The following is a 23316-nucleotide window of genomic DNA, read 5'->3' as shown; positions in this document are numbered from 1 at the left end:
GCGCCCGGCGCACCCACAGACGTTCCCCCGTACCCACACCACCGAGAGAGACGGTCATGACCACCGACTTCTTCGGCCACCGCAACGTCGGCGAGGCCTTCGCCGCGCGGGTGGCCGCGCACCCGGACCGGGTCGCGCTGACCATCCACCTGGGCCCGCACGGCCCGGAGCCCGAGTCGCTGACCTTCGCCGAGCTGGACCGCCGGTCCCGGCTGCGCGCCGCCGAGCTGGCCGAGCGGCTGGCGGTGGGGGAGCGGGTGCTGCTCGCCCTGCCGACCTCCAGCGAGTTCGTCGAGACGTACCTGGCCTGCCTGATGGCCGGCCTGGTCGCGGTGCCGGTGCCGGTGCCGGGCGGTTCGGCGCACGCCACCGCGCGGGTCGCGGCGATCGTCCGCGACTGCACCCCGGGCCTGGTGCTGACCACCCGCCGCGACCAGCTGGACCTGAGCGAGTGGTTCTTCGCCCAGGGCCTGGAGGTGCCGGTGGAGGCGGTCGAGCGGGTCGCGGACGGCGAGGCGCCGGCCGGCCCGCTGCCGGTGACCGGGCCGGACACCCTGGGCGTGCTGCAGTACAGCTCGGGTTCGACCGGTACGCCGAAGGGCGTGATGCTCAGCCACGGCAACATCATCGCCAACGCCGAGGCGTTCTCGGTGGACGGCGGGTTCGGGCCGGACTCCCGGTTCGGCAACTGGATCCCGCTCCACCACGACATGGGCCTGTTCACGCAGTTGACGACCGCGCTGCTGCTGGGCGCGTTCAGCGCCCTGATGCCGCCGGCCGAGTTCGTGAAGCGCCCGGTGGAGTGGCTGCGGATGATGGACCACTACCGGATCACCACCAGCGCCGCCCCGAACTTCGCCTTCGACCTGTGCCTGCGCCTGGTGAGCGACGCGCACCTGGCCGAACTCGACCTGTCCTGCCTGACGTTCGTCGCCAACGGCTCGGAGCCGATCCACGGCCCGACGCTGCGCGCCTTCATCGAGCGCTTCGCCGCGGCGGGGCTCGCGCCCAACGCGATCGCGCCCGGCTACGGCCTGGCCGAGGCGACGGTGTTCGTCTGCGCCAAGGCGCCCGAGCCGAACCCGAACATCCTGACCATCGACGAGGCGGCCGCCGAGCGCGGCGAGATCCGCACCGCCGCCGAGGGCCGCGAACTGGTGGGCCTCGGCCGGCCGGGCGGCTTCGAGTCGGTGATCGTCGACCCGGAGTCCCGCCGCGAGCTGCCCGAGGGCCGGGTCGGCGAGCTGTGGCTGCGCGGGGCGAGTGTCGGTTCCGGCTACTGGAACCGCCCGGAGCTGACCGGGCCGGTGTTCGGCGCCCGGATCGAGGGCGGCGACGACCGGGTCTGGATGCGCACCGGCGACCTGGGCACGCTGATCGACGGCGAGCTGTTCGTCACCGGCCGGCTGAAGGAGATGCTGGTGGTGCGCGGCCGCAACCTGTTCCCGCAGGACCTGGAGCAGGAGGCGCGCTCCGCCCACCCGGCGCTGGTCGGCTTCTTCGGCGCGGCGTTCGCGGTGCCCGCCCCGGACGAGCGGATCGTCCTGGTGCACGAGGTCAGCCCCAAGGTCCGGGACGCCGAGCTGCCCGCCGTGGCGAGCGCGGTGAAGCAGGGCCTGACCGGCGCGCTGGGCGCCCCGCTGCGCAACGTGGTGCTGGTGCGCCGCGGTTCGGTCCGCCGGACCACCAGCGGCAAGATCCAGCGCACCACCATGCGGGAGCTGTTCCTGTCCGGTGAGCTGACCGCGGTCCACGCCGACCTGGAGCCGGCCGTCCGGCTGCTGGCCGCCGCCGAGCCGGTCGCGCCGGCCGCCGTCGTCCTGGGCGGTGCCGCATGACCGAGCCGACCCTGCCCGCCGCCGGCCGCCCCGACCAGGAGCTGGACGCCTGGCTGGCGAAGACCGTCCCGGCCGGCGTCCTCGCCGAGCTGGACCGCGCGGAGGAGTTCCCGGCCGGGATCCTCGACCTGCTCGACGAGTTCGACCTGCCCGCGTACTACGTCCCGATCGAGGACGGCGGACTGCTGGACGACCACGAGGAGCTGCTGCGGCTGTGGCGCTCGCTCTCCCGGCGCGACCTGACGCTGACCGTCGCGCACGGCAAGACATACCTGGGCGCGGCCCCGGTGTGGATCGCCGGCGACGCGGCGCAGCGCCGCGAGCTGGCGGCCGCCGTGCTCGGCGGCGCCCGGGTCTCCTGGGGCCTGACCGAGCCGGGCCGCGGCGCCGACCTGCTGGAGAGCACCACCACCGCGGTCCGCACCGCCGACGGCTGGCGGCTGGACGGCGTGAAGTGGCCGATCAACAACGCCACCCGGGGCAGCCGGCTGACCGTGCTGGCCCGGACCGGCGAGGGCGGCGGCGGCCGGGCGCTGAGCCTGCTGCTGGTCGACAAGGAGAAGCTGGCCCCCGGCTCCTTCCGCACCCTGCCGAAGGAGCGCACCCACGGCATCCGCGGCGTGGACATCTCCGGCATCGAGTTCACCGGCGCCGAGCTGCCCGCCGACGCCCTGCTGGGCGCCGAGGGCGGCGGCGCGGAGACGGTGCTGCTCGGCCTCCAGCTGACCCGCACCATGTGCGCGGCGCTGTCGCTGGGCGCGGGCGAGCAGGCGCTGCGGATCACCACCCGGTTCGCCGCCGAGCGGATCATCCAGGAGCGCCCGCTGGCGGACCGCCCGCAGGTCCGCTCGGTGCTGGCCCGCAGCGCCGCGCTGCTGGCCGCCACCGAGGCGGCCGCGCTGACCGCCGCCCGCTCGGTGCACGCCCTGACCGGCGAGCTGAGCGTGATCTCCGCGGTGGTCAAGAGCCTCGCCCCGACCCTGGTCGACGGCCTGATCGGCGAGCTGGCCGAGCTGCTGGGCTCGCGCTCCTTCCTGACCGCCGAGTACGCGGACGGCCTGTTCCAGAAGGTCTGGCGCGACCACCAGATCGTCGCGATCTTCGACGGCTCCACCCCGGTCAACCGCAACGCGCTGGCCCACCAGTTCCCCCGGCTGGTGCGCGGCTTCGCGGCCGGTACGGCGGACGCCGCGGCGCTCGCCGAGACCGCCGCGGTCGGCACCGCCCCGCGTCCGCTGGACCGCGGCGCGCTGTCGCTGCTCTCCCGGACCGGCTGCTCCACCGTCCAGTCGCTGCCCGCGCTGGTCGAGGAGCTGGCGGACGCCGGCGCCCCGGCGGGGCTGCTGGCGCAGGCCCGCGAGCTCACCGCCGCCGCCGACCGGCTGCACTGGCTGCTGGCCGAGGTCCGCCCGGCCGCGCACCCGCCGATCGAGGTGTACGAGCTGGCGGCCGGCTACGAGCTGCTGTACGCCGCCGCGGCCACCCTGCGGCTGTGGCACGCCACCGCCGACCAGCACGAGGGCGAGCCGCTCTGGGCGGACGGCCTGTGGGCCCGCGCCGCGCTGCGCGAGCTGCTGGCCCGGCTGGCGCCGCTGACCGGCGCGACACCGGCCGCCCCCGCCGAGGACGACCGGCGGATCACCGACCTGCTGGTGGACGCGGTGGTGGCCGCCGCCCGCGACGGCGCGCCGATCACGCCGTTCGGCACGGCACTTCCCACGGAGGACCGCTCATGACCACCGCCCCCACCGCCCCCGCCGGCACCGCCCTCGCCGCCGACCGGCTGGACGCCGCCCTCGGCGACCCCTGGGACGAGGCCAACCCGGTCGGCTTCACCGGCATCCTGGCCGCCGACGAGCGCCAGGAGATGTTCGCCGAGGGGGAGGCCCGCCTGGACGCCTTCCGGATGAACGCCGAGTTCGTCCCGGCCCGGCACGGCGGCCGGCTCACCCAGGTCGACCGGCTGGCCGCCGCGCTGCGCACCCTGTGGCGCCGCGACCCCTGCCTGGGCCTCGGCTACGGCTTCTCCTCGTTCATCGCCTCGGTCAACGTCTGGAGCGCCGGCGACGAGGAGCAGCAGCGCACCGCCGCCGGGCTGCTGCTGGACAACCGCAAGATCGCCTCGGTGTACCACGAGCTGGCGCACGGCAACGACTTCGCGCACGCCGAGTTCTCGGCCGCCCCGCGCGCGGGCGGCGGCTGGCTGCTCAACGGCACCAAGGAGGTGGTGACCAACTTCCGGCGGGCCGACGCCCTGGTGCTGTTCGCCCGCACCGACCCGGCCCGCGGCTCGCGCAGCCACAGCCAGTTCCTGGTCCGCAAGGACGGCCTGCCCGAGGGCGCGCTGGAGTACCTGGACCGCTTCCCCAGCTCCGGGATGCGCGGGGTGCAGCTCGGCGGCGGCCTGTTCACCGACTGCCCGGTGCCGGACGACGCGCTGCTCGGCACCCCCGGCCGGGGCATCGAGACCGCGCTGAAGTCCTTCCAGCTGACCCGCAGCGTCATCCCCTCGATGTGCGTCGGCCCGCTGGACACCGCGCTGCGCAGCACGCTGGCCGCCGCCCTGGAGCGCCGGCTGTACGGCGGCGCGGTCGCCGACCTGCCGTACGTGCGCTCGGTGCTGGCCCGTTCCTTCGCCGACCTGCTGGCGGTGGACGCCTTCTGCACCGTGGTGATCCGCGCGCTGCAGGTGCTGCCGGAGGAGACGGCGGTCTTCGCCTCCGCCTCGAAGTACCTCAACTCCCGGCTGCTGCTGGACGCCTTCGAGGAGCTGCGCTCGGTCCTCGGCGCGCAGTCCTACCTGCGCGGGGGCCGGTACGGGATCTTCCAGAAGATGGCCCGGGACGTCGCCCCGGCGACCTTCGGCCACGCCTCGCGCTCGGCCTGCCTGGTGACGATCCTGCCGCAGCTGCCCCGGCTGGCCCGGCGGTCCTGGTTCTCCGACCCCGGGGCCCCGGCCGACCTGTTCGACATCGGCGGCGAGCTGCCCGACCTGGACTTCGACCTGCTGGCGGCGGGTTCGCCCCGCTCCGACCGGCTGGCCGGCACCCTGGTGGAGATCGCCGACCGGCTGGGCGGCGAGGGCCCGATCGGCCGGCTGGCCGCCCGCTTCCGCGCGGAGCTCTCCGAACTGCGCACCGAGTGCGCCGCCTTCGCACCGCAGGACCTGGCGATCGGCGCCTCCCCGGCCGCGTACGCCGCCGCCGGCCGGTACACCGTGCTGCTGGCCGCGGCCGCCTCGCTCGGCGTCTGGTGGCACGGCCGCTCGGCCGGCGAACCACTGCTCGGCGACAGCGAGCTGGTGGCCGTCCTGGACCGCCTCGACCGGCGCCTTCCCGGCGCTCCCGTGCTCACCCCGGCCGAGCGGGCCGAGGCCGAGCAGTCCCTCTACGAGCAGGCCGTGGCGCGCTTCGAACAGCGCCGCCTCTTCGACCTGACCGCACGTCACATCCCCGGCTGAACCCGGCCCACCCACCGAAACCAAGGAGACATCCATGTCCACCACCACCCTGCAGTCCGCCGAGCAGATCCGCGGCTGGCTGGTCGAGCGCGTCGGCTACTACCTGCAGCGCCCGGCGGAGGAGATCGACCCGGCGGTCGCGCTCACCGAGTACGGCCTCGACTCCGTCTACGCCTTCGCGCTCTGCGGCGACATCGAGGACACCCTCCGGCTGTCGGTCGACCCGACGCTGGTCTGGGACGTCAACACGGTCGACGCGCTCGCCGAGCACCTCTCCGGCCTCGCGAACTGAGCGGGAAAACGAGCCCGGGCGGGCCACCGGCCCGCCCCAACCCCCGTTCGTACAGCAAAAACCCCGTTGGTCGTACCGCCTCAGGACGCCAGCTGCTGCGGCATCAGGGTGCGCACCTCGCCGGTGAGCACCGCCTGGTAGGTCCGGGCCAGCAGCAGCCCGGGCTCCACGCCGAGCTCCTCGGCGAGCAGCCGGCGCCCGTCCAGGTAGGCGGTCAGTGCCTCCGCCTGCCGGTCCGAGCGGTACAGCGCGGTCATCAGCAGCGCCCGGAAGCGCTCCCGCATCGGGTGGTGCCGGACCAGGCCGGTCAGCTCGGAGACCAGCTGGCGGTGCCGGCCGAGGATCAGCTCGGCCTCGATCCGGGACTCCAGCGCCTCCAGCCGGAACTCCTCCAGCCGCGGGCGCTCGGCGAAGACCATGTGGTCGGTGGTGTCGGCGAGCGCCTCGCCCCGCCACAGCGCCAGCGCCTGGCCGAGCCGGGCCGCGGCCAGCTCGTAGTTCTGCACCCGCAGGGCCCGGTGGCCCTCGTCCGAGAGTCTGCCGAACTCGCGGTAGTCGTACGCGACGTGCTCGGCCATCAGCTGGTAGCCGGTGCGGATTCTGACCAGTGGCACGTCCGGTCCGAGCCGGCGGCGGATCCGCGAGGCGTAGGTGTGGATCTGGGCCGGTGCGGTGCTCGGCGGGTTGGTGTCCCACAGCATCCGGCCGAGGTGCTCGTCCGAGAGCGCCCGGCCGTCGGTGAGCAGCAGCGCGGCGAGCATGGTCCGCTGCTTGCTCCCGCTGAGGGCGTCTTCGTGCTCGCCGGTCCGAACACGGACCGGGCCGAGGATCCGGAACTCCATGACAGCCTTCTCTCTTCCCGACGGTGGGTGCGGCCGGCGAGGGCACTCGCCGACCCGACACCGCCAGGCTAGGAATCGGCCGCATCGACTTTTTATCGGCCGATTATCGATCCCCCCGAACGGACATCGGCCTCCCCCCACCGCCCCACTGTGAGGAAGAGCTGAATACGCGGGCTATGCGGCTTCGGTCAGGGTGGTTGAGCGCGTGTCGAGCGAGGTCTCGTAGGTGATGGGACTGCGCCGGCCGGACGGCTGTGTCGTCGGAGGTGAGGGTGAGGGCTTTCTTAGCGCTTCCTGAAGATCGCCCCGAAGGGCGTTCCGGCAGGTGGGAGGGCCATATGCTCATCTCTGCCCGATCGGTGGACGACCCTGTTCGATAAGGAGTGCGTCACCACGGGTGTGGAGCTATCGTGTGGGGCTGATGGGGCCTTCCTCCGTGGACGGTCCCATCGGTCTGCCACGGGGGCAGGTTGGTGCATGCTGGATCGACCTTGGGGGCTGGGCTTTGCTGTCTTTCGGAGTGCTCGGCCCATTGTCCGTGACCTGCGAGGACAGGCAGCTTCCGATCGGCGGTCCCCGGCAGCGGACCATCCTCGCGTTACTCCTGCTCTCCCCCGACCGGATCGTTCCGGTCGACACGCTGGTGGACGCGGTCTGGCAGGGGAGCCCCCCGGCGACCGCCCGCACCCAGGTGGCGATCTGCATCGCCGCACTGCGCAAGACCTTCAAGTCCGAGGGCTGCGGTGAGGACGTCATTTCCACCGCCCACCCCGGATACCGGCTGAACACCGCCGGCCACCGGCTGGACCTCCTCGACCACCAGCGGCTGTCCGCCTCCGCCGCCGAGGCGGCCCGCGCCGGGCGCGGCCCGGAGGCCGCCGAGGCCGCCCGGCAGGCCCTGGACCTGTGGCGCGGCCCGGTCCTGCACGGGGTGGTCGGCCGTCGGGTCGAGGACGAGGCGCAGCGGCTGGAGGAGCTGCGGCTCGCCGCGTACGACGAGTTCGCCATCCTCCAGCTCGGCCTCGGCCGGCACCGCGAGCTGATCCCGCAGCTGGCCGCGCTGGTCCGCGAGTACCCGCTGCGGGAGAGATCCCGCCAGTCGCTGATGCTGGCGCTGTACCGCGGCGGCCGCCGCGCCGAGGCGACCGAGGTCTTCCGGGACGCCCGCCGGCACCTGATCGAGGAGCTGGGCCTGGAGCCCGGCCCGGAGCTGCAGGGGCTGCACGACGCGATCCTGCGCGACGACCCCTCGCTGGCCACGCCCGAGCAGGCCGCGCCGCCGGCGCCCGCCGAGCCGCCGGCCGCCCCCGCCGAGCGGGCCGAGCGGCCCGAGGAGCCGGAGCCGCTGCCCCCGCACCGGCCGCGCGAGGCGGTCGCCCCGCCGCCCTCCGACCTCCCGCCGAACATCCCGGCGTTCACCGGCCGGGCCGCCGAACTCGCCGCCCTGGACGACCTGCTCACCGAGCGCACCGACGACGAGCCGCCCGCGGTCGCCTTCATCACCGGCGTCGCGGGGGTCGGCAAGACCGGCCTGGCCGTGCACTGGGCGCACCACGCGGCCCGGAACTTCCCCGACGGCCGGCTCTTCGCCGACCTCTGCGGCCACGACCCGGACCACGAGCCGACCTCCGCCAACGAGGTGCTCGGCCGCTTCCTGCGCAGCCTGGGCGTGCCCGCCGAGCAGATCCCCACCGAGCAGAACGAGCGGATCTCGCTGTACCGCAGCCTGCTGGCCGGCCGCCGGGTGCTGCTGGTGCTGGACAACGCGCGGACCTTCGCCCAGGTCCGGCCGCTGCTGCCGGCCAGCGGCGGCTGCACCGTGGTGGTCACCAGCCGCGACCCGCTGGAGCAGCTGGTGCTGCGGCACGGCGCGGTCCGGGTCCACCTCGGGGTGCTGACCGCCCAGGAGGCGGGCGAGCTGCTGCGCCGGATCGTCACCGGCGACCGGCTGATCACCGACCCGGAGCCGGCCCGCCGGCTCGCCGAGCTCTGCGACCACCTGCCGCTGGCGCTGCGGATCGCGGGCGCCCGGCTGGCCTCCAAGCCGCACTGGACGGTCCGCCAGCTGGTCGCCCGGCTGGGCGACGCCAAGCGCCGGCTGGACGAGCTGACCCTCGGCGAGTCCCAGGTGCGGGCCAGCTTCGCGCTCAGCTACCGCTACCTGCCCAGCGACGCCGCCCGGCTGTACCGGCTGCTCGGCATCCTGGAGGTCCCGGACTTCACCACCTGGGTCGGCGCGGCCCTGCTCGACTGCGACGCCTTCGAGGCGGAGCGGCTGATCGAGGCGATGGTCGACGCCCAGCTGCTGGAGGTGGTCGGCACCGACGCCACCGGCCAGATCCGCTACCGCTTCCAGAACCTGCTGCGGCTGTACGCCCGCGAGCTCGCCCAGCAGTTGGAGGACCGCGACGAGCAGGCCGCCGCCCTGGACCGGGCGCTGGCCGGCTGGCTGACCGTGGCCGAGCGGGCGCACCGCAAGGAGTACGGCGGCGACTACGGGCTGATCCACGGCACCACCCCGCGCACCCCGGTCGACCCGGACCTGCTGGACGAGCTGACCTCCGACCCGCTGGCCTGGTTCGAGGCCGAGCGCCGCTCGCTGAGCGCGGTGGTCGAGCACTCCGCCCGGCTCGCCCAGGGCGAGGGCAGCGGCCGGGGCCTGGACGAGCTGGCCTGGGACCTGACGCTCTGCCTCGGCGTGCTCGGCGAGACCCGCAACTACAGCGAGGAGTGGCGGCGCTGCTGCGACCACGCGCTGGCCGCCACCCGGGCCTGCGGCAACCCGCGCGGCGAGGGCGCGGTCCTCGCCGAGCTCGGCGGGCTGCTGGTCCAGCAGCTGCGGATGGCCGAGGCCCGGGCCTGCCTGGAGCCGGCGATGGAGATGCTGGAGCGGATCGGCGAGAAGCACGGCTGGGCGCTGGCGCTGGCCCGGCTCTCCGCCGTCGACCGGCACCTGGGCGACTACCTGCGGGCGGAGCGCCGGCTGCGCGAGGCGCGCGAGGTCTTCCACCAGGTCGGCGACGCCTCGGCGGAGGCGCACGCGGTCAACAACCTGGCCCACCTGGCCCTGGAGCAGGGCCGGACCGAGGAGGGCGTCCGGCTCGGCGAGGAGGCGGTGGTGCTGGCCCGCCGGATCGGCGAGAACCGGGGGCTGGCGCAGGCGGTGCACCGGCTCGGCCGGGCGTACCTGACGGTCGGCCGGCTCGCCGAGGCCGAGCTGATGCTCGCCGAGGTGGCCCGGATCGTCCGCGCCAAGCAGGACCTGGTCGGCCTGTGCTACGCGCTGCTCGGCCTGGCGGAGATCCGGATCAGGGACGGCCGGCCCGAGCAGGCCGAGGACGGCCTGAACGAGGCGCTGGCCGTGCTGGAGACCCTGGACAGCCCGCTGGTCGAGGGCCGGGTGCACCTGGTCCGCGGCGAGCTGCAGGACGTCCTGGGCCGGGCCGCCGAGGTCAGACGGACCCTGGAGCAGGCCCGCGACGCCTTCGCCCGGGCGGGCTCCCGGTCCTGGCAGGACCGGGCCGAGGCCGCGCTGCTCGCCCTGGATTCTTGAGCCCCGGCCGATATTTTTTCGATTATGTAATTCTGATAGAGCAACGACATAGCTTCGGCCGCATGTCTACGCTTTCCGTTCCGTCGTTCTCCGTCATCGGCGGCGCCGAGGTGCAGAACGCCCTCGAAGGCCGGCACAAGGAGATCGCCGACATCATCGAGTCGGCTTATCTGCTGCACGGCCGCGGCGATACCGTCAATCCGCCCTCCTATTTCCTGCGGTTCCCCGACCGGCCGAGTTCCCGCATCATCGCGCTGCCCGCCTCGGTCGGCGGGGAGTTCGGGGTGGACGGCATCAAGTGGATCTCCAGCTTCCCGGACAACGTGGTGGCCGGCATCCCGCGCGCCTCGGCGGTGCTGATCCTCAACGACCGGACCACCGGCTACCCGGTGGCCTGTCTGGAGAGCTCCATCATCAGCGCCACCCGGACCGCCTCCTCCGCGGCGCTGGCCGCCGACCGGCTCACCGCCGGCCGGGAGCGCCCGCGCCGGATCGGCTTCGTCGGCACCGGCCTGATCGCCCGCCACATCCACGCCCACCTGCTCGGCACCGGCTGGGAGTTCGACGCCGCCGGGATCTTCGACCTGTCCGCCCAGCACGCGGCCGGCTTCGCCGACTATCTCGGCCGGACCTCGGGGAGTGCCGGGATCACCGTGCACGAGTCCGCCGAGTCGCTGATCCGCGGCAGTGACCTGGTGGTCTTCGCCACCGTCGCCGGCACCCCGCACGTCCACGACCCGGCGTGGTTCGAGCACAACCCGCTGGTGCTGCACGTCTCGCTGCGCGACCTGGCCCCCGAGGTGGTGCTGGCCGCCGCCAACGTGGTCGACGACGTGGAGCACTGCCTCAAGGCGGACACCTCCCTGCACCTGGCCGAGCAGCGGCTCGGCCACCGGGAGTTCGTCGACGCCACGCTGTACGACGTGCTCACCGGTGACTGGACGCCGCCCACCGACCGGCCCGTCGTCTTCTCGCCGTTCGGCCTCGGGGTGCTCGACCTGGCGCTCGGCAAGCACGTGCTCGAAACCGCCCGCGCGGCGGGCTCGGGCACGGTCGTCGACGGCTTCTTCCACGAAGTGCGGCGCTACGGTTAAGGAGACACAGTGCCGGTCATCTCCAACCCGCAGGATTTCAACGAGGACGAGCTCTTCCTCGACCTGCGGGCCTCCCTCGGAATTCCGCTCTACGTCAAGTGTGAAGGGCTGAATTTCGCCGGATCCATCAAGCAGAAAGCCGCCGTCGCCATGGTCGAGGCGGCCGAGAGGTCCGGGCTGCTCGGCCCGGACTCGATTCTGGTGGAATCCTCGTCCGGAAATCTCGGGGTGGCGCTCTCGATGGTCGCCGCGAGCCGCGGGTACGGATTCCTGTGCGTCACCGACTCCCGCTGCAACCTCGCCACCCGGCGGCTGATGGAGGCGTTCGGCGCCCGGGTGCACACCGTCACCGACCCCACCCCGGACGGCGGACTGCTCGGCGCCCGGCTCGACCACGTCCGCCGGCTGCTCGCCTCCGACTCCCGGTACGTCTGGCTCAACCAGTACCTCAACCCCAGCAACTGGCAGGCGCACTACCGCACCACCGCGCCCGCCATCGCCCGGCAGTTCCCCGGCCTCGACGTGCTCTTCGTCGGCGCCGGTACCACCGGCACGCTGATGGGCTGCGCCCGCTGGTTCCACGAGCACCGGCCGCACGTGCGGATCGTGGCCGTGGACAGCGTCGGCTCGGTGATCTTCGGGACCGAGCCGGGCACCCGGATGATCCCCGGCCTGGGCGCGGGGGTCAGGCCGCCTCTGCTGGACGAGTCCTACATCGACGAGGTGGTCCACGTCGCCGAGCTGGACACCGTCCGGACGTGCCACCGGCTGGCCGCCCGCGGCTTCCTGCTCGGCGGCTCCACCGGCACGGTGGTCAGCGCCGCCGACCGGTGGCTCGCCGAACAGCCCGGCGGCGGCCGCGACCTGACCGCCGTCGCGATCTCCCCGGACCTCGGCGAGCGCTACCTGGACACCGTGTACCAGACCAACTGGGTCCAGGAGCTGTACGGGCCCCAGGCCCTGGAGTACACCGCCGGCGTCGTCCACGAACCCGCCTGAGCGGCACACCCGCCCACGACCCAGAAGGAGGTGGTACCGGATGGCCGAGGCGACCGCCCTGCTGACCCGGCCCGCCGAGGCCGCCCCGCCGGCCGAGGACCTGCTGCTCGACCTGCTCGCCGGCGCACCGCACCGGGTGATCGACCACCCGGCCGAGGGCCGCACCGACCTCGCCAGCGCGCTGCGCGGCCACCCGCTGGGGCAGGCCGCCAAGTGCATCGTCACCCGGGTGAAGCTGCCCGGCCGGGCGGTGCGCTACGGCCTGGCCGTGGTGCGCGGCGACCACCGCGTCGACCTCGGCGCGGTGGGCCGGATCCTCGGCGGCACCAAGGCCGGCTTCGCCGACGCCGGCACCGCGGAACGGCTCACCGGCTGCGTCAGCGGCACGGTGGTCCCGTTCTCCTTCCACCCGGAGCTGCGGCTGCTGGCCGACCCCGGACTGCTCGACCAGGAGGAGATCTACTTCAACGCCGCCCGTCTCGACCGCTCGATAGCGCTGCCCACCGCGGCCTATCGGCGGCTCGCCGACCCCCGGGTCGAGCCCATTGCGGAGGCCATATAACCGCAGGTCAGAGGGCGAAAACGGATCGATAAGGGACCGAAGCCGCCGCTCCATACCTTCATTCCCGGCGGGCAACGACGACGCCACACACCAAACGGGAGAGACGGTTCAGATGACCTTCATCGGCAGCACCTTCGCGCAGCGTGTCAGCGTCCTCGTCCTCGTGCTCGCGGCCCTGGTGGGCATCGGCGCGCTGACGGCCTCGCACGGCGGCTCGGTGCTGGCCGGTGACGTCACGACCACCACCACGACCACCACGAACAGCACCCCGACCACTCCGCCGGCCACCCCCAACGGCGGCAACCAGGACTGGGTGTGACGCCTCCCCAGCGCCGCACCCCCTGCTGAGCCCCTCGGATCTCCCCCGACCGAGGGGCTCCGCCCTTTGCGTCAGCCCTGCTGCGGGTGATGGCAGGCGGCGACGTGGTCCACCCCGGGCCCGGCCGGCTCGGCCGCCGGTGACTCCCGCTCGCAGCGCGCCCGGTCCGCCGGGTCGCCCAGCGCCGCGTAGACCGGGCAGCGGGCCCGGAACCGGCAGCCCTCGACCCGCTCGCGCGGCGACGGCGGGTCGCCGGGCAGCAGGATCCGGCTCCGGCCCCGCTCCGCCGTCGGATCGGGCAGCGGCACGGCCGACAGCAGCGCCCGGGTGTACGGGTGCCGGGGCCGCTCGAACACCTCGGCCACCGCGCCCGCCTCGACCGTACGGCCCAGGTACATCACGCTGACCCGGTCGGCCAGGTGGCGCACCACCGACAGGTCGTGCGAGACGAACAGGTACGCCAGCCCCAGCTCGGCCTTCAGCCGCTGGAGCAGGTTGAGCACCCCCGCCTGGATCGACACGTCCAGGGCCGACACCGGCTCGTCCAGCACCAGCAGCCGCGGTCGCACCGCCAGCGCCCGGGCGATCGAGATCCGCTGCCGCTGGCCGCCGGAGAACTGGTGCGGGTAGCGCCCGGCGTGGTCCGCCTCCAGGCCGACCTGGCGCAGCAGTTCGGGCACCCGGCGGTCGATCTCCGCCCGCTCGGCGCCGTGCGCCCGCAGCGGCTCGGCGACGATGTCGCCGACCGGCATCCGCGGGTCCAGCGAGGCCATCGGGTCCTGGAAGACGATCTGCACGGCCCGCCGCAGCTCCCGGACGCCGGCCCGGTCGAGGCCCGCGACGTCGCGGCCGAGCAGCTCGATCCGGCCGCCCTCGGGCCGCCGCAGGCCCAGCAGCTCGTACAGGGTGGTGGACTTGCCGGAGCCGGACTCGCCGACCAGCCCGAGGGTCTCCCCGCGGCGCACCGCCAGGTCGACGCCGTCCACCGCGTGCACGGTGCCGACCCGCCGCTTGAAGACGGCGCCCTTGAGCACCGGGAAGGTCTTCACCAGGCCGTCGACCCGCAGGATCTCCTCGCCGGGCGGCTCGGCGGCGGGCACCGGCGGCACCGGGTAGACCTCCTCGGGCCGGGGCCCGCGCACGGCCAGCTCCTCGGAGCGGACGCAGGCCGCCAGGTGCCCGTCCGCCCCGGCGAGCGGCGGCTCGGCGGTGCGGCAGCGGTCCTCCACCAGCGGGCAGCGCGGCGCGAACGGGCAGCCGGTGACCGTGCCCGGCGCGGGCGGGCTGCCGGGGATCGGCACCAGCGGCCCGCCCCGCCCGTCCAGCCGGGGCACCGCCCCGATCAGCCCGAGGGTGTACGGGTGCCGGGGCCGGGCGAAGAGCTCGTCCACCGGCGCGGTCTCCACCACCCGGCCCGCGTACATCACGGCGACCCGGTCGGCCGTCCCGGCGATCACCCCGAGGTCGTGGCTGACCAGCACCAGCGCGGCGCCGGTCTCCCGCTGCGCGGTGCGCAGCACGTCCAGCACCTGGGCCTGGATGGTGACGTCCAGGGCGGTGGTGGGCTCGTCGGCGAGCAGGATGTCGGGGTCGTTGGCGATCGCCATGGCGATCATCGCGCGCTGGCGCATGCCGCCGGAGAACTCGTGCGGGAAGGCGTCCAGGGCCTTGTCCGGGGCGGGGATGCCGACCAGGTCGAGCAGCTCGGCGGCGCGCCGGCGGGCGGCGGCGCGGTCCAGCCGCCGGTGGATCCGGATCGCCTCGGTGATCTGCTCGCCGATCCGGTAGACCGGGGTGAAGGCGGAGAGCGGGTCCTGGAAGACCATGGCGACCCTGCGGCCGCGCACCTTGGCGAGTTCGCGGCCGGGCAGGCCGACCAGCTCGCGGCCCTCCAGCCGGACCGAGCCGCGCACCCGGGCGGCCTTGGGCAGCAGGCCGAGCACGGCGAGCGCGGTGACCGACTTGCCGGAGCCGGACTCGCCGACGATGCCGAGGGTCTCGCCGCGGCGCAGCGTCAGGTCGACGCCGCGGACGGCCGGGGCGTCGCCGAAGTCGACGGCCAGGCCGCGGATGTCGAGGAGGGGGGTGGTCACGTGCCGCTCCGGTCGGAGGTCGGGTCGAGGGCGTCGCGCAGTCCGTCGCCGATCAGGTTGACCGCGAGGACGAAGAGCACCAGCAGCCCGGCGGCGAAGTAGAACAGCCAGGGGAAGACGGGTGCCTGGTCGGTGCCGGCGGCGAGCAGGGTGCCGAGCGAGACGTCCGGCGGGCGGACGCCGAAGCCGAAGTAGGAGAGCGCGGTCTCGCTCATCACCGCGCCGCCGACCGCCAGGGTGGCGTCGATGATCAGGAAGGAGGAGACGTTGGGCAGGATGTGCCGCAGGACGATCCGCAGCGGTGCCACGCCCATGTAGCGGGCGGCCCGGACGAATTCGCGGTCCCGCAGGGAGAGCGCCATGGAGCGGACCACCCGGGCGGTGACCATCCAGTTGAACAGCGCCAGCAGCAGCACGAAGGCCGGCCAGCCGGCGCCGCGCAGCTTCGGCGAGACGATCGCGATGACCAGGAAGCTGGGGAAGATCAGCAGCAGGTCGACCAGGAAGATCAGCACCCGGTCGGTCCAGCCGCCGAAGTAGCCCGCGCAGGCGCCGACCAGGCCGGCCAGCCCGGTCGACAGCAGGGCCACCAGCAGGCCGATCACCAGCGACTTCTGCAGCCCGCGCAGGGTCTGCGCGAAGACGTCCTGGCCGATCCCGTTGGTGCCGAACCAGTGCGCGGCGGACGGCGGCTGCCGGATCGCCGTGTAGTCGGGCGCGGCGTAGTCGTACGGCGTCAGGTACGGGCCGAGGAAGGCCAGCGCGAACAGCAGCAGCACGATCGCGCCGCCGACCAGCACGCCGCGGGCGGCCCGCAGCCGGGCCAGCACCAGGCGCAGCCGGCCGGTCGGGACGGCGGGGCGCGGTTCGGCGGGGGCGGTGGGGAGGACGGCGGTCATCAGTACCTGACCCTCGGGTCCAGGGCGGCGTGCAGGGCGTCGGCCAGGAAGCCGGCCGCCAGCACCGCCACGGCGGCGAACAGGTTGACCGCGACCACCGAGTTGACGTCCTGCTCGTTGATCGCCTGGATGAACCACTCGCCCATGCCGTGCCAGGCGAAGATGGTCTCGGTGAAGGCCGCGCCGGTGAGGATCGCCAGGAAGTTGTAGGCGAACATGGTCGACATCGGGATGATCGCGGTGCGCAGCCCGTGCCGGAGCAGCGCCCGGCCCCGGGTCAGCCCCTTGGCCTCGGCGGTGCGCAGGTAGTCGGAGCCGAGCACGTCCAGCATGGTGGAGCGCTGGTAGCGGCTGTAGGTGGCCAGCCCGCCGAGCGCCAGCGCGAGGGTGGGCAGCAGCAGGTGCAGCCCCCAGTCGGCCAGGTGGGCGCCGGCGCCGCCGGTCAGCCCCGGGGTCTCGTACCCGACGAAGGGGACCACCTCGTGCCCGGCGGCGTCCTTGGCGGCGATCGCGCCGTTCTTCAGGAAGAGGGCGACCAGGAAGACCGGCATGGACAGCAGGACGAAGGAGAGCACGGTCAGCGCCCGGTCGGAGAAGCGGTACTGGCGGACCGCGCCGAAGGCCCCCGCGGCGACGCCGAGGACCATGCCGAGCAGGCTGCCGAGCAGCAGCAGCCGCAGCGAGACCCAGATCCGGCGGCCGAACTCCTCGTTGACGGAGGTGTCGTGGATGGTCCGCCCCAGGTCGCCGTGGAGCAGCAGGCCCTCGGACCAGGTGGCGAAGCGCTCCACCACCGGGGTGCGGTCGTTGATGTTGAGCGCGGTCAACTGCCGGTCCACCGAGGCGGCGGACGGCCTGGGCTGCTTCGCCTCGAAGTAGGTGCGCGGGCCGAGGGCGGCCGAGGAGAGCGCGTACGCCAGGAAGACGGCGGCCACCAGGAGGACGGCGTAGTAGCCGAGACGCTTGGCGAGATAGCGAATCACTTCGCACACCTGCGGTACATGGTCGTATGCCTTCGGTCGGGTGAACGGGCAGGTCAGAGTTTTGCAGCGGACTGCTGACGGGACATTGCGGAAGTGTTGCGCAGCGTTTCCGTCTGATCAGGAATGAACTCCGGTATCTGGTCGTGGTGTTGTTTCACTGTTAGCTTCTCCGGGCAGGGCATCCACTTGAATGCCCACGTTCAACTGTCGCCACACCTGACAGCCCGCCACTCCTCGACAACCCCCTGGGGGCACCCTCATGAGCGCATCGACCACCACCCGCAGACTGGGCCGCGCCGCGGCCGCCGCCCTCGCCGTGGCGCTGGCCGCCACCGCGTGCGGCTCCGGCTCCGGCGGCTCCGGCGACGTGGCGAAGAACGTGGTGCCCACCCAGGACGCCGAGGACAACAACCCCCAGCCGGTGGAGAACATCAAGGACGGCGGCGAGTTCCGCCCGCCGCTGCAGCAGTGGATCACCCAGTGGAACCCGTACCAGGTCGACGGCACCTACGGCGACGCGGTCGAGATCATGGGGTACCTGGAGGCCAAGCTCTTCCGCAGCGACGCCAAGGGCGTCTTCCACGAGGTGCCCGAGTACCTGCAGTCGGCGAAGGTCACCTCCACCTCCCCGCAGGTGGTCACCTACAAGCTCAACCCCAAGGCCAAGTGGTCGGACGGCAAGCAGCTGGGCTACCAGGACTTCAAGGCGGTCTGGGAGGCGTCCAACGGGAAGAACGCCGCGTACAACCTCTCCGACTCCTCCGGCTACGAGCAGATCTCCGCCGTCGAGCAGGGCGCCGACCCGACCGAGGTCAAGGTCACCTTCGGCGAGCCGTACGCGGACTGGCAGAACCTCTTCAACCCGCTGCTGCCCGCCTCCGGCCTGTCCACCCCGGAGGCCTTCAACGAGGGCTGGGTGGAGAAGGTCCCGGTCTGGGGAGGCCCGTTCAAGCCCGGCACCCTGGACAAGGCCGCACAGACCATCACCCTGGTCCCCAACCCCGACTGGTGGGGCCCGAAGCCCAAGCTGGACCGGATCACCTACCGGGTGCTGGCCTCCCCGGCGATCACCCAGGCCTTCCTCAACAACGAGGTGGACTACGCGAGCGCGGGCGTCGCCTCCTCGTACGGGCAGCTCAAGGATGCCAAGGACGGCGTGATCCGCACCGGCACCCCCTGGGACGAGGTGCACATCTCCTTCGGCGGCAACGGCGCGCTGGCCGACCAGGGGGTGCGCCAGGCGCTCGGCAGGGCACTGGACCGGGCCGCCCTCATCAAGATCGTGAACCAGGGCGTGCCGGTGGAGTTCAAGCCGCTCGGCAACCACCTCTTCATGACCAACCAGAACGGCTACCGGGACAACGCCGGGGACTGGGTGAAGTTCGACCCGGCCGCCGCCAAGGCCCTGCTGGACAAGGCCGGTTGGAAGGAGGGCGCGGCCGGTCAGCCGCGCACCAGGGACGGGCAGCCGCTGGAGCTCCACTACGTGCTCAGCGACGGCTCCACCCAGGCCCAGGTCGACATGGCCACCGCCGTGCAGAACATGCTCCAGCAGGTCGGCGTGAAGCTCTCGGTCGACAAGGTGCCCAGCAAGGAGTACTTCACCAAGTACGTCAACCAGGGCAAGTTCGACCTGGCCAGCTGGCGCAACACCGGCTCCTTCCCGCTCTCCAAGGGCGTCGCCAACTACCGCGCCCCGCAGGGCGACAACGTCTTCGGCAACTTCTCCAAGCTGGCCACCCCGGAGATCGACGCCCTGCTGAAGAAGGCCGCCGCGACGCTCGACCCGGCCGAGGCCGCCAAGCTCTACAACGAGGCGGACGTGAAGATCTGGGAGCTCGCCCACACCGTCGAGCTCTACCAGCGGCCCAGCATCGTCGCGGTCCGCAAGGGACTCGCCAACTACGGCGCCGGAAGCCTCGCCGACACCGACATCACCAAGGTCGGCTGGCAGAAGTGACCCGCGTCCCCCCGGGGACGACGAACAGCAGGCGGCACTGGCGGACAGCGCGGTGATCGCGAGGAGTTCAGGCAGACGGACGCGGGGAGCGGCGGTCCCGCCCCCGTGTCCGCTCCATCGTCCTTGACCTTCCGCGTTGCCCGCAGACCGCCCGTGTCGTCGTTCCACTTCCGGAGGGAATCTAGCGGGCCGATCGGGGCGGACGGGACAACGTGCACAGGCGCGTCCCAGGTGTCACCCGGTTCGCGCACTACGCCGTCAACTCTGCCTGACGATTACTCATATCGGGTGGAACCGGACGCTTCGGCGTGCCGTGTCGCTTGCGGGCGGCCGGGCCGGAGCGGTGCCAGGATCACCCCGTGACCGAACCCTTCCAGGTGCTGCGCCCGATGCGTGCCCGCAGCCGCGACGAGGACCACCGGGCCGCCACCCCGCTGGAGCTCTTCTTCGACCTCTGCTTCGTCGTCGCCGTCGCCCAGGCCGGCAAGCAGCTCGCCCACGCCGTCGCCGAGGACCACGTCGGACACGGCGTCTACGGCTACTTCCTGGCGTTCTTCGCCATCTGGTGGGCCTGGATGAACTTCACCTGGTTCGCCTCCGCCTACGACTGCGACGACGTGCCGTACCGGATCACCACCCTGGTGCAGATCGCCGGCGTCCTGGTCCTCGCGGCCGGCGTGCCGCGACTGTTCGACCAGCAGGACCTCACCCTCGCGGTGGTCGGCTACCTGCTGATGCGGCTCGCCATGGTCACCCAGTGGCTGCGCGCCGCCCGCTCCGAGACCGGCGGCGCCCGCACCATGGCGCTGCGCTACGCGGCCGGCATCACGGTGGTCCAACTCGGATGGGTCGCCGTGCTGTTCGTCCCCGAGGGGGCGGCCCGGACGGCCGTCGTCCTGCTCTGCATCCTCGCCGAACTCGCCGTCCCCGCACTGGCCGAGGCCAAGGTGCAGTCCAGCTGGCACCCGCACCACATCGCCGAACGGTACGGGCTGTTCACCATCATCGTGCTCGGCGAGACCGTCGCCGCCGCCACCGTCGCCATGCAGACCGCCCTCGACGAGCACGAGGCCCTCGACGAACTGCTGCCGATCGCCGGCGGCGGCCTGCTGATCTGCTTCGGCGCCTGGTGGATCTACTTCGCCGAGCCCATCCACCAGCACCTGCGCTCCAACCGCCAGGCGTTCCTCTGGGGCTACGGCCACTACCTGGTGCTGGGCTCCGCCGCGGCGGTCGGCGCCGGCCTGGAGGTCGCCATCGAGCACGCCGTGGGCCAGGCCCACCTCTCCGCCGCCGCCGCCACGGCGGCCGTCACCGTGCCCGCCGCGCTCTACCTGCTCACCGTCTGGGCGCTGCACTCCCGGCACGTGAAGCAGGGCGCCGCCCAGGCCGTCCTCCCCGTCTCGGCCGCCGCGGTGCTGGCCTGCACCGCCCTCGGCCAGGCCGGGGTGCTCGCGGCCGGCCTGGTGGTCGCCGCCACGGTCGCCGTCGGCACCGCCCTCGCGGTGCGGGGGGCGACTGTCCGAGGCCGTCCGTAGGATGCGGTGGTGCAGCTCGAAGACCTTCCGTACGCCCACCTGCTCCAGCCCCACGCGGGCCCGCTGCGCGCCGACGCGCGCTACGACACCGTCCACTTCGACGGCCCGCAGAGCGGCTCCGCCACCGGCGCCCGGTTCCTGGAGTGCGCCTTCACCGGCACCGCCCTGGACGGGGCGAAGCTGCGGACGGCCGCCTTCAACGAGGTCTGGGTGCAGGGCAGCCGCTGGGTCGCCTGCGACCTCGCGGACAGCGACTGGCAGGACTCCCGGCTGGAGGGCACCGTGCTGGCCGGCATCGCCGGGTACGGCTCGGCGCTGCGCCGGGTGGTCTTCCGCCAGTGCAAGCTGGAGGCGGTCAACCTGCGCGGCGCGACCCTGCGCGACGTGGTCTTCGAGGACTGCCTGCTGCGCGACGTGGACCTCGGCTCGGGCGCCGGGCTGACCGACGTCTCCTTCCCCGGCTCCACCCTGGAGGAGGTCCGCCTCGGCGGCTCGCAGCTCAAGCAGGTCGACCTGCGCGGCGCCGTCCGGATCGACCTCCCGGACGCCGCCCGCGGCCTGGCCGGGGCGATCGTCTCGACCGGCCAGCTCTTCGACCTCGCGCCCCAGTTGGCGGCTGCCCTGGGCATCGAGGTCAAGGATCGTTAACCCGCCCGCCGCTCGGCGATGACTCGGTGAACAGTCCAACAACCCTTGACGCAAAGTCATAGCCATACGGCCCGACCTGCGTGAAGATGCTCGGCGTTCGATGGCGTGAGCACAACGTGTGTGAACAACATCATCACCGGGTCGAAGGGACGGACGGGTCGGATGGCTGCTCTGAGTCGTAGGAAGTTCATGGCGCTCTCGGCGAGCGCCGCCGCGGGTGCGGCAGTGGCGGGTACCGGCGCGGTGGCGGGCTCGTCCCCGGCCGCGGCCGCGGGGCTCTCCACCACGGGCACGATCACCGATGCGAAGCACATCGTGATCCTGATGCAGGAGAACCGCAGCTTCGACCACTACTTCGGGATGCTGAAGGGCGTCCGCGGCTTCGCCGACCGCAGCGCGATCCAGATCGCCGGCGGCTACAGCATCTTCAACCAGCCGAACGGCCTGTCCCGCCAGTACCCGTGGCAGTTCAGCCTGACCAAGCCGGCCGGCGGTGCCGACCCGGAGCGCCTGGCCCAGTGCAACGGCGACCTGGCGCACGGCTGGTCCGACCAGCACAAGGCGTGGAACAACGGCAAGCTGGACTCCTGGGTCTCCGCCAAGGGCAACGTCCGCACGCTGGGCTTCCTGACCCGCCAGGACATCCCGTTCCACTACGCGCTGGCCGACAACTGGACCATCAACGACGCGTACCACTGCTCGGTGATCAGCGCGACCGGCCCGAACCGCACCTACCACTGGTCCGGCCAGATCGACCCGGCCGGCACCGCGGGCGGCCCGGCGTACGACGGCGGCGACGAGAGCGGCCTGCGCTGGCAGACCTACGCGGAGGCGCTGGAGAACGCCGGCGTCAGCTGGAAGGTCTACCAGAACGCCGCCGACAACTACGGCGACAACGCCCTCGCCTACTTCACCGCCTTCACCTCGGCCCCGGCGGGCAGCCCGCTCGCGGTCAAGGGCATGGGCTCCGTCCCCAAGGTCACCGGCAGGACCCCGGACGACATCGTCGCCGCCATCAAGGCCGACGTGCTGGCCGGCACCCTGCCCCAGGTCTCCTGGATCGTCCCCGACCAGGGCTCCTCCGAGCACCCGTACTCCACCCCGGCCGACGGCGCGCACTTCGTGCACAACGTGATCGACGCGCTCAACGCCGACCCGAACGTCTTCAACTCGTCGATCATGTTCCTCAACTACGACGAGAACGACGGCTTCTTCGACCACGTCCCGCCGCCGGTCGCCCCGGCCGGCACCGCCGGCGAGTTCTACAACGGCACCAGCATCGGCCTCGGCTTCCGCGTCCCGATGATCGCCATCTCGCCCTGGACCCGCGGCGGCTGGGTCAGCTCCGAGGTCTCCGACCACACCTCGGTGCTGCGCTTCCTGGAGAAGTGGACCACCGCCATCGGCAAGCCCGCCGGCTGCGTCAACATCTCCGACTGGCGCCGCAAGGTCTGCGGTGACCTGACCGGCATGTTCGACTTCGCCAACCCGGTGTACGGCCTGCCCGCGCTGCCCGACACCTCGCAGACCATCGGCATGTCCGCCTGCGGCCCGCTGCCCAATCCGGCGCCGATCGACAACAAGCTGCCGCTGCAGGAGGCCGGCACCCGCCCGGCCCGCGCCCTGCCGTACCAGCCGGTCGCCAACCTGGACCACCTGGAGTTCGGCTCCGGCGGGGTGATGAAGGTCTGGCTGAAGATGACCAACCAGGGCACCGCCACCACCCACTTCGCCGCGTACGTCAACGCCTACCGCTCCGGCGGCCCGTGGCAGTACACCGTCGACCCGGGCGGCTCCACCAGCGACTTCTTCAACTGCGGCACCAACTTCGGCAACGGGCCGTACGACCTGTCGCTGGTCGGCCCCAACCGCTTCCTGCGCCGCTTCAAGGGCGACGCGACCAAGGCGGGCAAGGACGTCGCGGTCACCACCTCGTACGCGGCCGCGCCGGACACCGGCAAGCTCGCGCTCTGGTTCAAGCTCGCCAACACCTCCGCCGCCGCGGTGACCTTCACCGTCACCTCCAACGGCTACCGCTCGGACGGCCCGTGGACCTACACGGTGCCCGCCGGCGGCTCGGCGAACGACTACTTCAACGTGGTCGCCTACGCCAACGGCTGGTACGACTTCACCGTCACGGTGAGCTCGGACAGCAGCTGGTCGCAGCGCTTCACCGGCCACCTGGAGAGCGGCGCGGCCTCGATCAGCGGCTGACCCGGCCACGCGGCGGACGGGC

At 73.0% G+C, this 23316-nt stretch carries 17 protein-coding genes; 13 read left to right on the top strand and 4 right to left on the bottom strand.

Features of this window, described 5'->3' with window-relative positions:
- The first annotated feature begins 56 nt into the window (after positions 1-56).
- The 4 genes from ACGFX4_RS26460 to ACGFX4_RS26445 are packed head-to-tail and all read left to right on the top strand — an operon-like array spanning position 57 to position 5590.
- Positions 57-1838, top strand: coding sequence for a fatty acyl-AMP ligase (locus tag ACGFX4_RS26460; protein ID WP_393079096.1), 1782 nt, complete (start codon positions 57-59; stop codon positions 1836-1838).
- Entirely contained in the window at positions 1835-3574 is a 1740-nt protein-coding gene (locus ACGFX4_RS26455) for an acyl-CoA dehydrogenase family protein (protein WP_393079093.1), read from the top strand. The genes ACGFX4_RS26460 and ACGFX4_RS26455 overlap by 4 nt, the downstream gene beginning before the upstream one ends.
- Entirely contained in the window at positions 3571-5298 is a 1728-nt protein-coding gene (locus tag ACGFX4_RS26450) for an acyl-CoA dehydrogenase (RefSeq protein ID WP_393079091.1), read from the top strand. Before ACGFX4_RS26455 ends, ACGFX4_RS26450 begins: the two co-directional genes overlap by 4 nt.
- A 34-nt stretch (positions 5299-5332) precedes the next feature.
- A complete protein-coding gene (locus ACGFX4_RS26445) occupies positions 5333-5590 on the top strand; it encodes an acyl carrier protein (RefSeq protein WP_393079089.1) in 258 nt (85 codons plus the stop codon).
- Positions 5591-5670: 80 nt separating this feature from the next.
- Here ACGFX4_RS26445 and ACGFX4_RS26440 read toward each other — a convergent pair whose 3' ends face one another.
- Positions 5671-6432 carry a BTAD domain-containing putative transcriptional regulator gene (locus tag ACGFX4_RS26440; RefSeq protein WP_393079087.1) on the bottom strand — a complete coding sequence of 254 codons (762 nt, stop codon included), beginning with the start codon at positions 6430-6432 and terminating at the stop codon, positions 5671-5673.
- Positions 6433-6970: 538 nt separating this feature from the next.
- On the opposite strand from ACGFX4_RS26440, the gene ACGFX4_RS26435 reads away from it, so the two are divergent.
- From ACGFX4_RS26435 to ACGFX4_RS26415, 5 genes are all read left to right on the top strand, one after another.
- The gene (locus ACGFX4_RS26435) at positions 6971-9985 is read left to right on the top strand and encodes a BTAD domain-containing putative transcriptional regulator (protein WP_393079125.1); all 3015 of its coding nucleotides are present in this window, start codon (positions 6971-6973) and stop codon (positions 9983-9985) included.
- A gap of 62 nt (positions 9986-10047) precedes the next feature.
- A complete protein-coding gene (sbnB, locus tag ACGFX4_RS26430) occupies positions 10048-11079 on the top strand; it encodes a 2,3-diaminopropionate biosynthesis protein SbnB (protein ID WP_393079084.1) in 1032 nt (343 codons plus the stop codon).
- Between the two features lie 9 nt (positions 11080-11088).
- Complete coding sequence (sbnA, locus tag ACGFX4_RS26425; protein ID WP_393079082.1) at positions 11089-12078, top strand: 2,3-diaminopropionate biosynthesis protein SbnA; 990 nt, start codon at positions 11089-11091, stop codon at positions 12076-12078.
- A 40-nt stretch (positions 12079-12118) separates the two neighbouring features.
- A complete protein-coding gene (locus ACGFX4_RS26420; protein ID WP_393079080.1) occupies positions 12119-12640 on the top strand; it encodes a YbaK/EbsC family protein in 522 nt (173 codons plus the stop codon).
- A gap of 112 nt (positions 12641-12752) precedes the next feature.
- The gene (locus tag ACGFX4_RS26415; RefSeq protein ID WP_393079077.1) at positions 12753-12959 is read left to right on the top strand and encodes a hypothetical protein; all 207 of its coding nucleotides are present in this window, start codon (positions 12753-12755) and stop codon (positions 12957-12959) included.
- A 71-nt stretch (positions 12960-13030) separates the two neighbouring features.
- Here ACGFX4_RS26415 and ACGFX4_RS26410 read toward each other — a convergent pair whose 3' ends face one another.
- Genes ACGFX4_RS26410 through ACGFX4_RS26400 form a run of 3 tightly spaced genes read right to left on the bottom strand, consistent with a single transcriptional unit; the run spans position 13031 to position 16934 of the window.
- Positions 13031-15052, bottom strand: coding sequence for a dipeptide ABC transporter ATP-binding protein (locus ACGFX4_RS26410; RefSeq protein ID WP_393079075.1), 2022 nt, complete (start codon positions 15050-15052; stop codon positions 13031-13033).
- The gene (locus tag ACGFX4_RS26405; protein ID WP_393079073.1) at positions 15049-15951 is read right to left on the bottom strand and encodes an ABC transporter permease; all 903 of its coding nucleotides are present in this window, start codon (positions 15949-15951) and stop codon (positions 15049-15051) included. The genes ACGFX4_RS26410 and ACGFX4_RS26405 overlap by 4 nt, the downstream gene beginning before the upstream one ends.
- Entirely contained in the window at positions 15951-16934 is a 984-nt protein-coding gene (locus ACGFX4_RS26400; protein ID WP_393079071.1) for an ABC transporter permease, read from the bottom strand. Before ACGFX4_RS26400 ends, ACGFX4_RS26405 begins: the two co-directional genes overlap by 1 nt.
- A gap of 259 nt (positions 16935-17193) precedes the next feature.
- On the opposite strand from ACGFX4_RS26400, the gene ACGFX4_RS26395 reads away from it, so the two are divergent.
- From ACGFX4_RS26395 to ACGFX4_RS26380, 4 genes are all read left to right on the top strand, one after another.
- Complete coding sequence (locus ACGFX4_RS26395) at positions 17194-18894, top strand: ABC transporter family substrate-binding protein (RefSeq protein WP_393079068.1); 1701 nt, start codon at positions 17194-17196, stop codon at positions 18892-18894.
- Between the two features lie 389 nt (positions 18895-19283).
- A complete protein-coding gene (locus ACGFX4_RS26390) occupies positions 19284-20432 on the top strand; it encodes a low temperature requirement protein A (protein ID WP_393079122.1) in 1149 nt (382 codons plus the stop codon).
- Between the two features lie 9 nt (positions 20433-20441).
- Positions 20442-21080, top strand: a complete 639-nt coding sequence (locus ACGFX4_RS26385; protein WP_393079066.1) for a pentapeptide repeat-containing protein — start codon at positions 20442-20444, stop codon at positions 21078-21080.
- A 162-nt stretch (positions 21081-21242) separates the two neighbouring features.
- The gene (locus ACGFX4_RS26380) at positions 21243-23294 is read left to right on the top strand and encodes a phosphocholine-specific phospholipase C (RefSeq protein WP_393079063.1); all 2052 of its coding nucleotides are present in this window, start codon (positions 21243-21245) and stop codon (positions 23292-23294) included.
- The last annotated feature ends 22 nt before the right edge of the window (positions 23295-23316 follow it).

The organism is Kitasatospora sp. NPDC048365 (assembly GCF_043200835.1).
In the GTDB taxonomy this organism is placed as follows: Bacteria; Actinomycetota; Actinomycetes; order Streptomycetales; family Streptomycetaceae; genus Kitasatospora; species Kitasatospora terrestris.
This window is presented reverse-complemented; position numbering and strand designations above follow the sequence as displayed.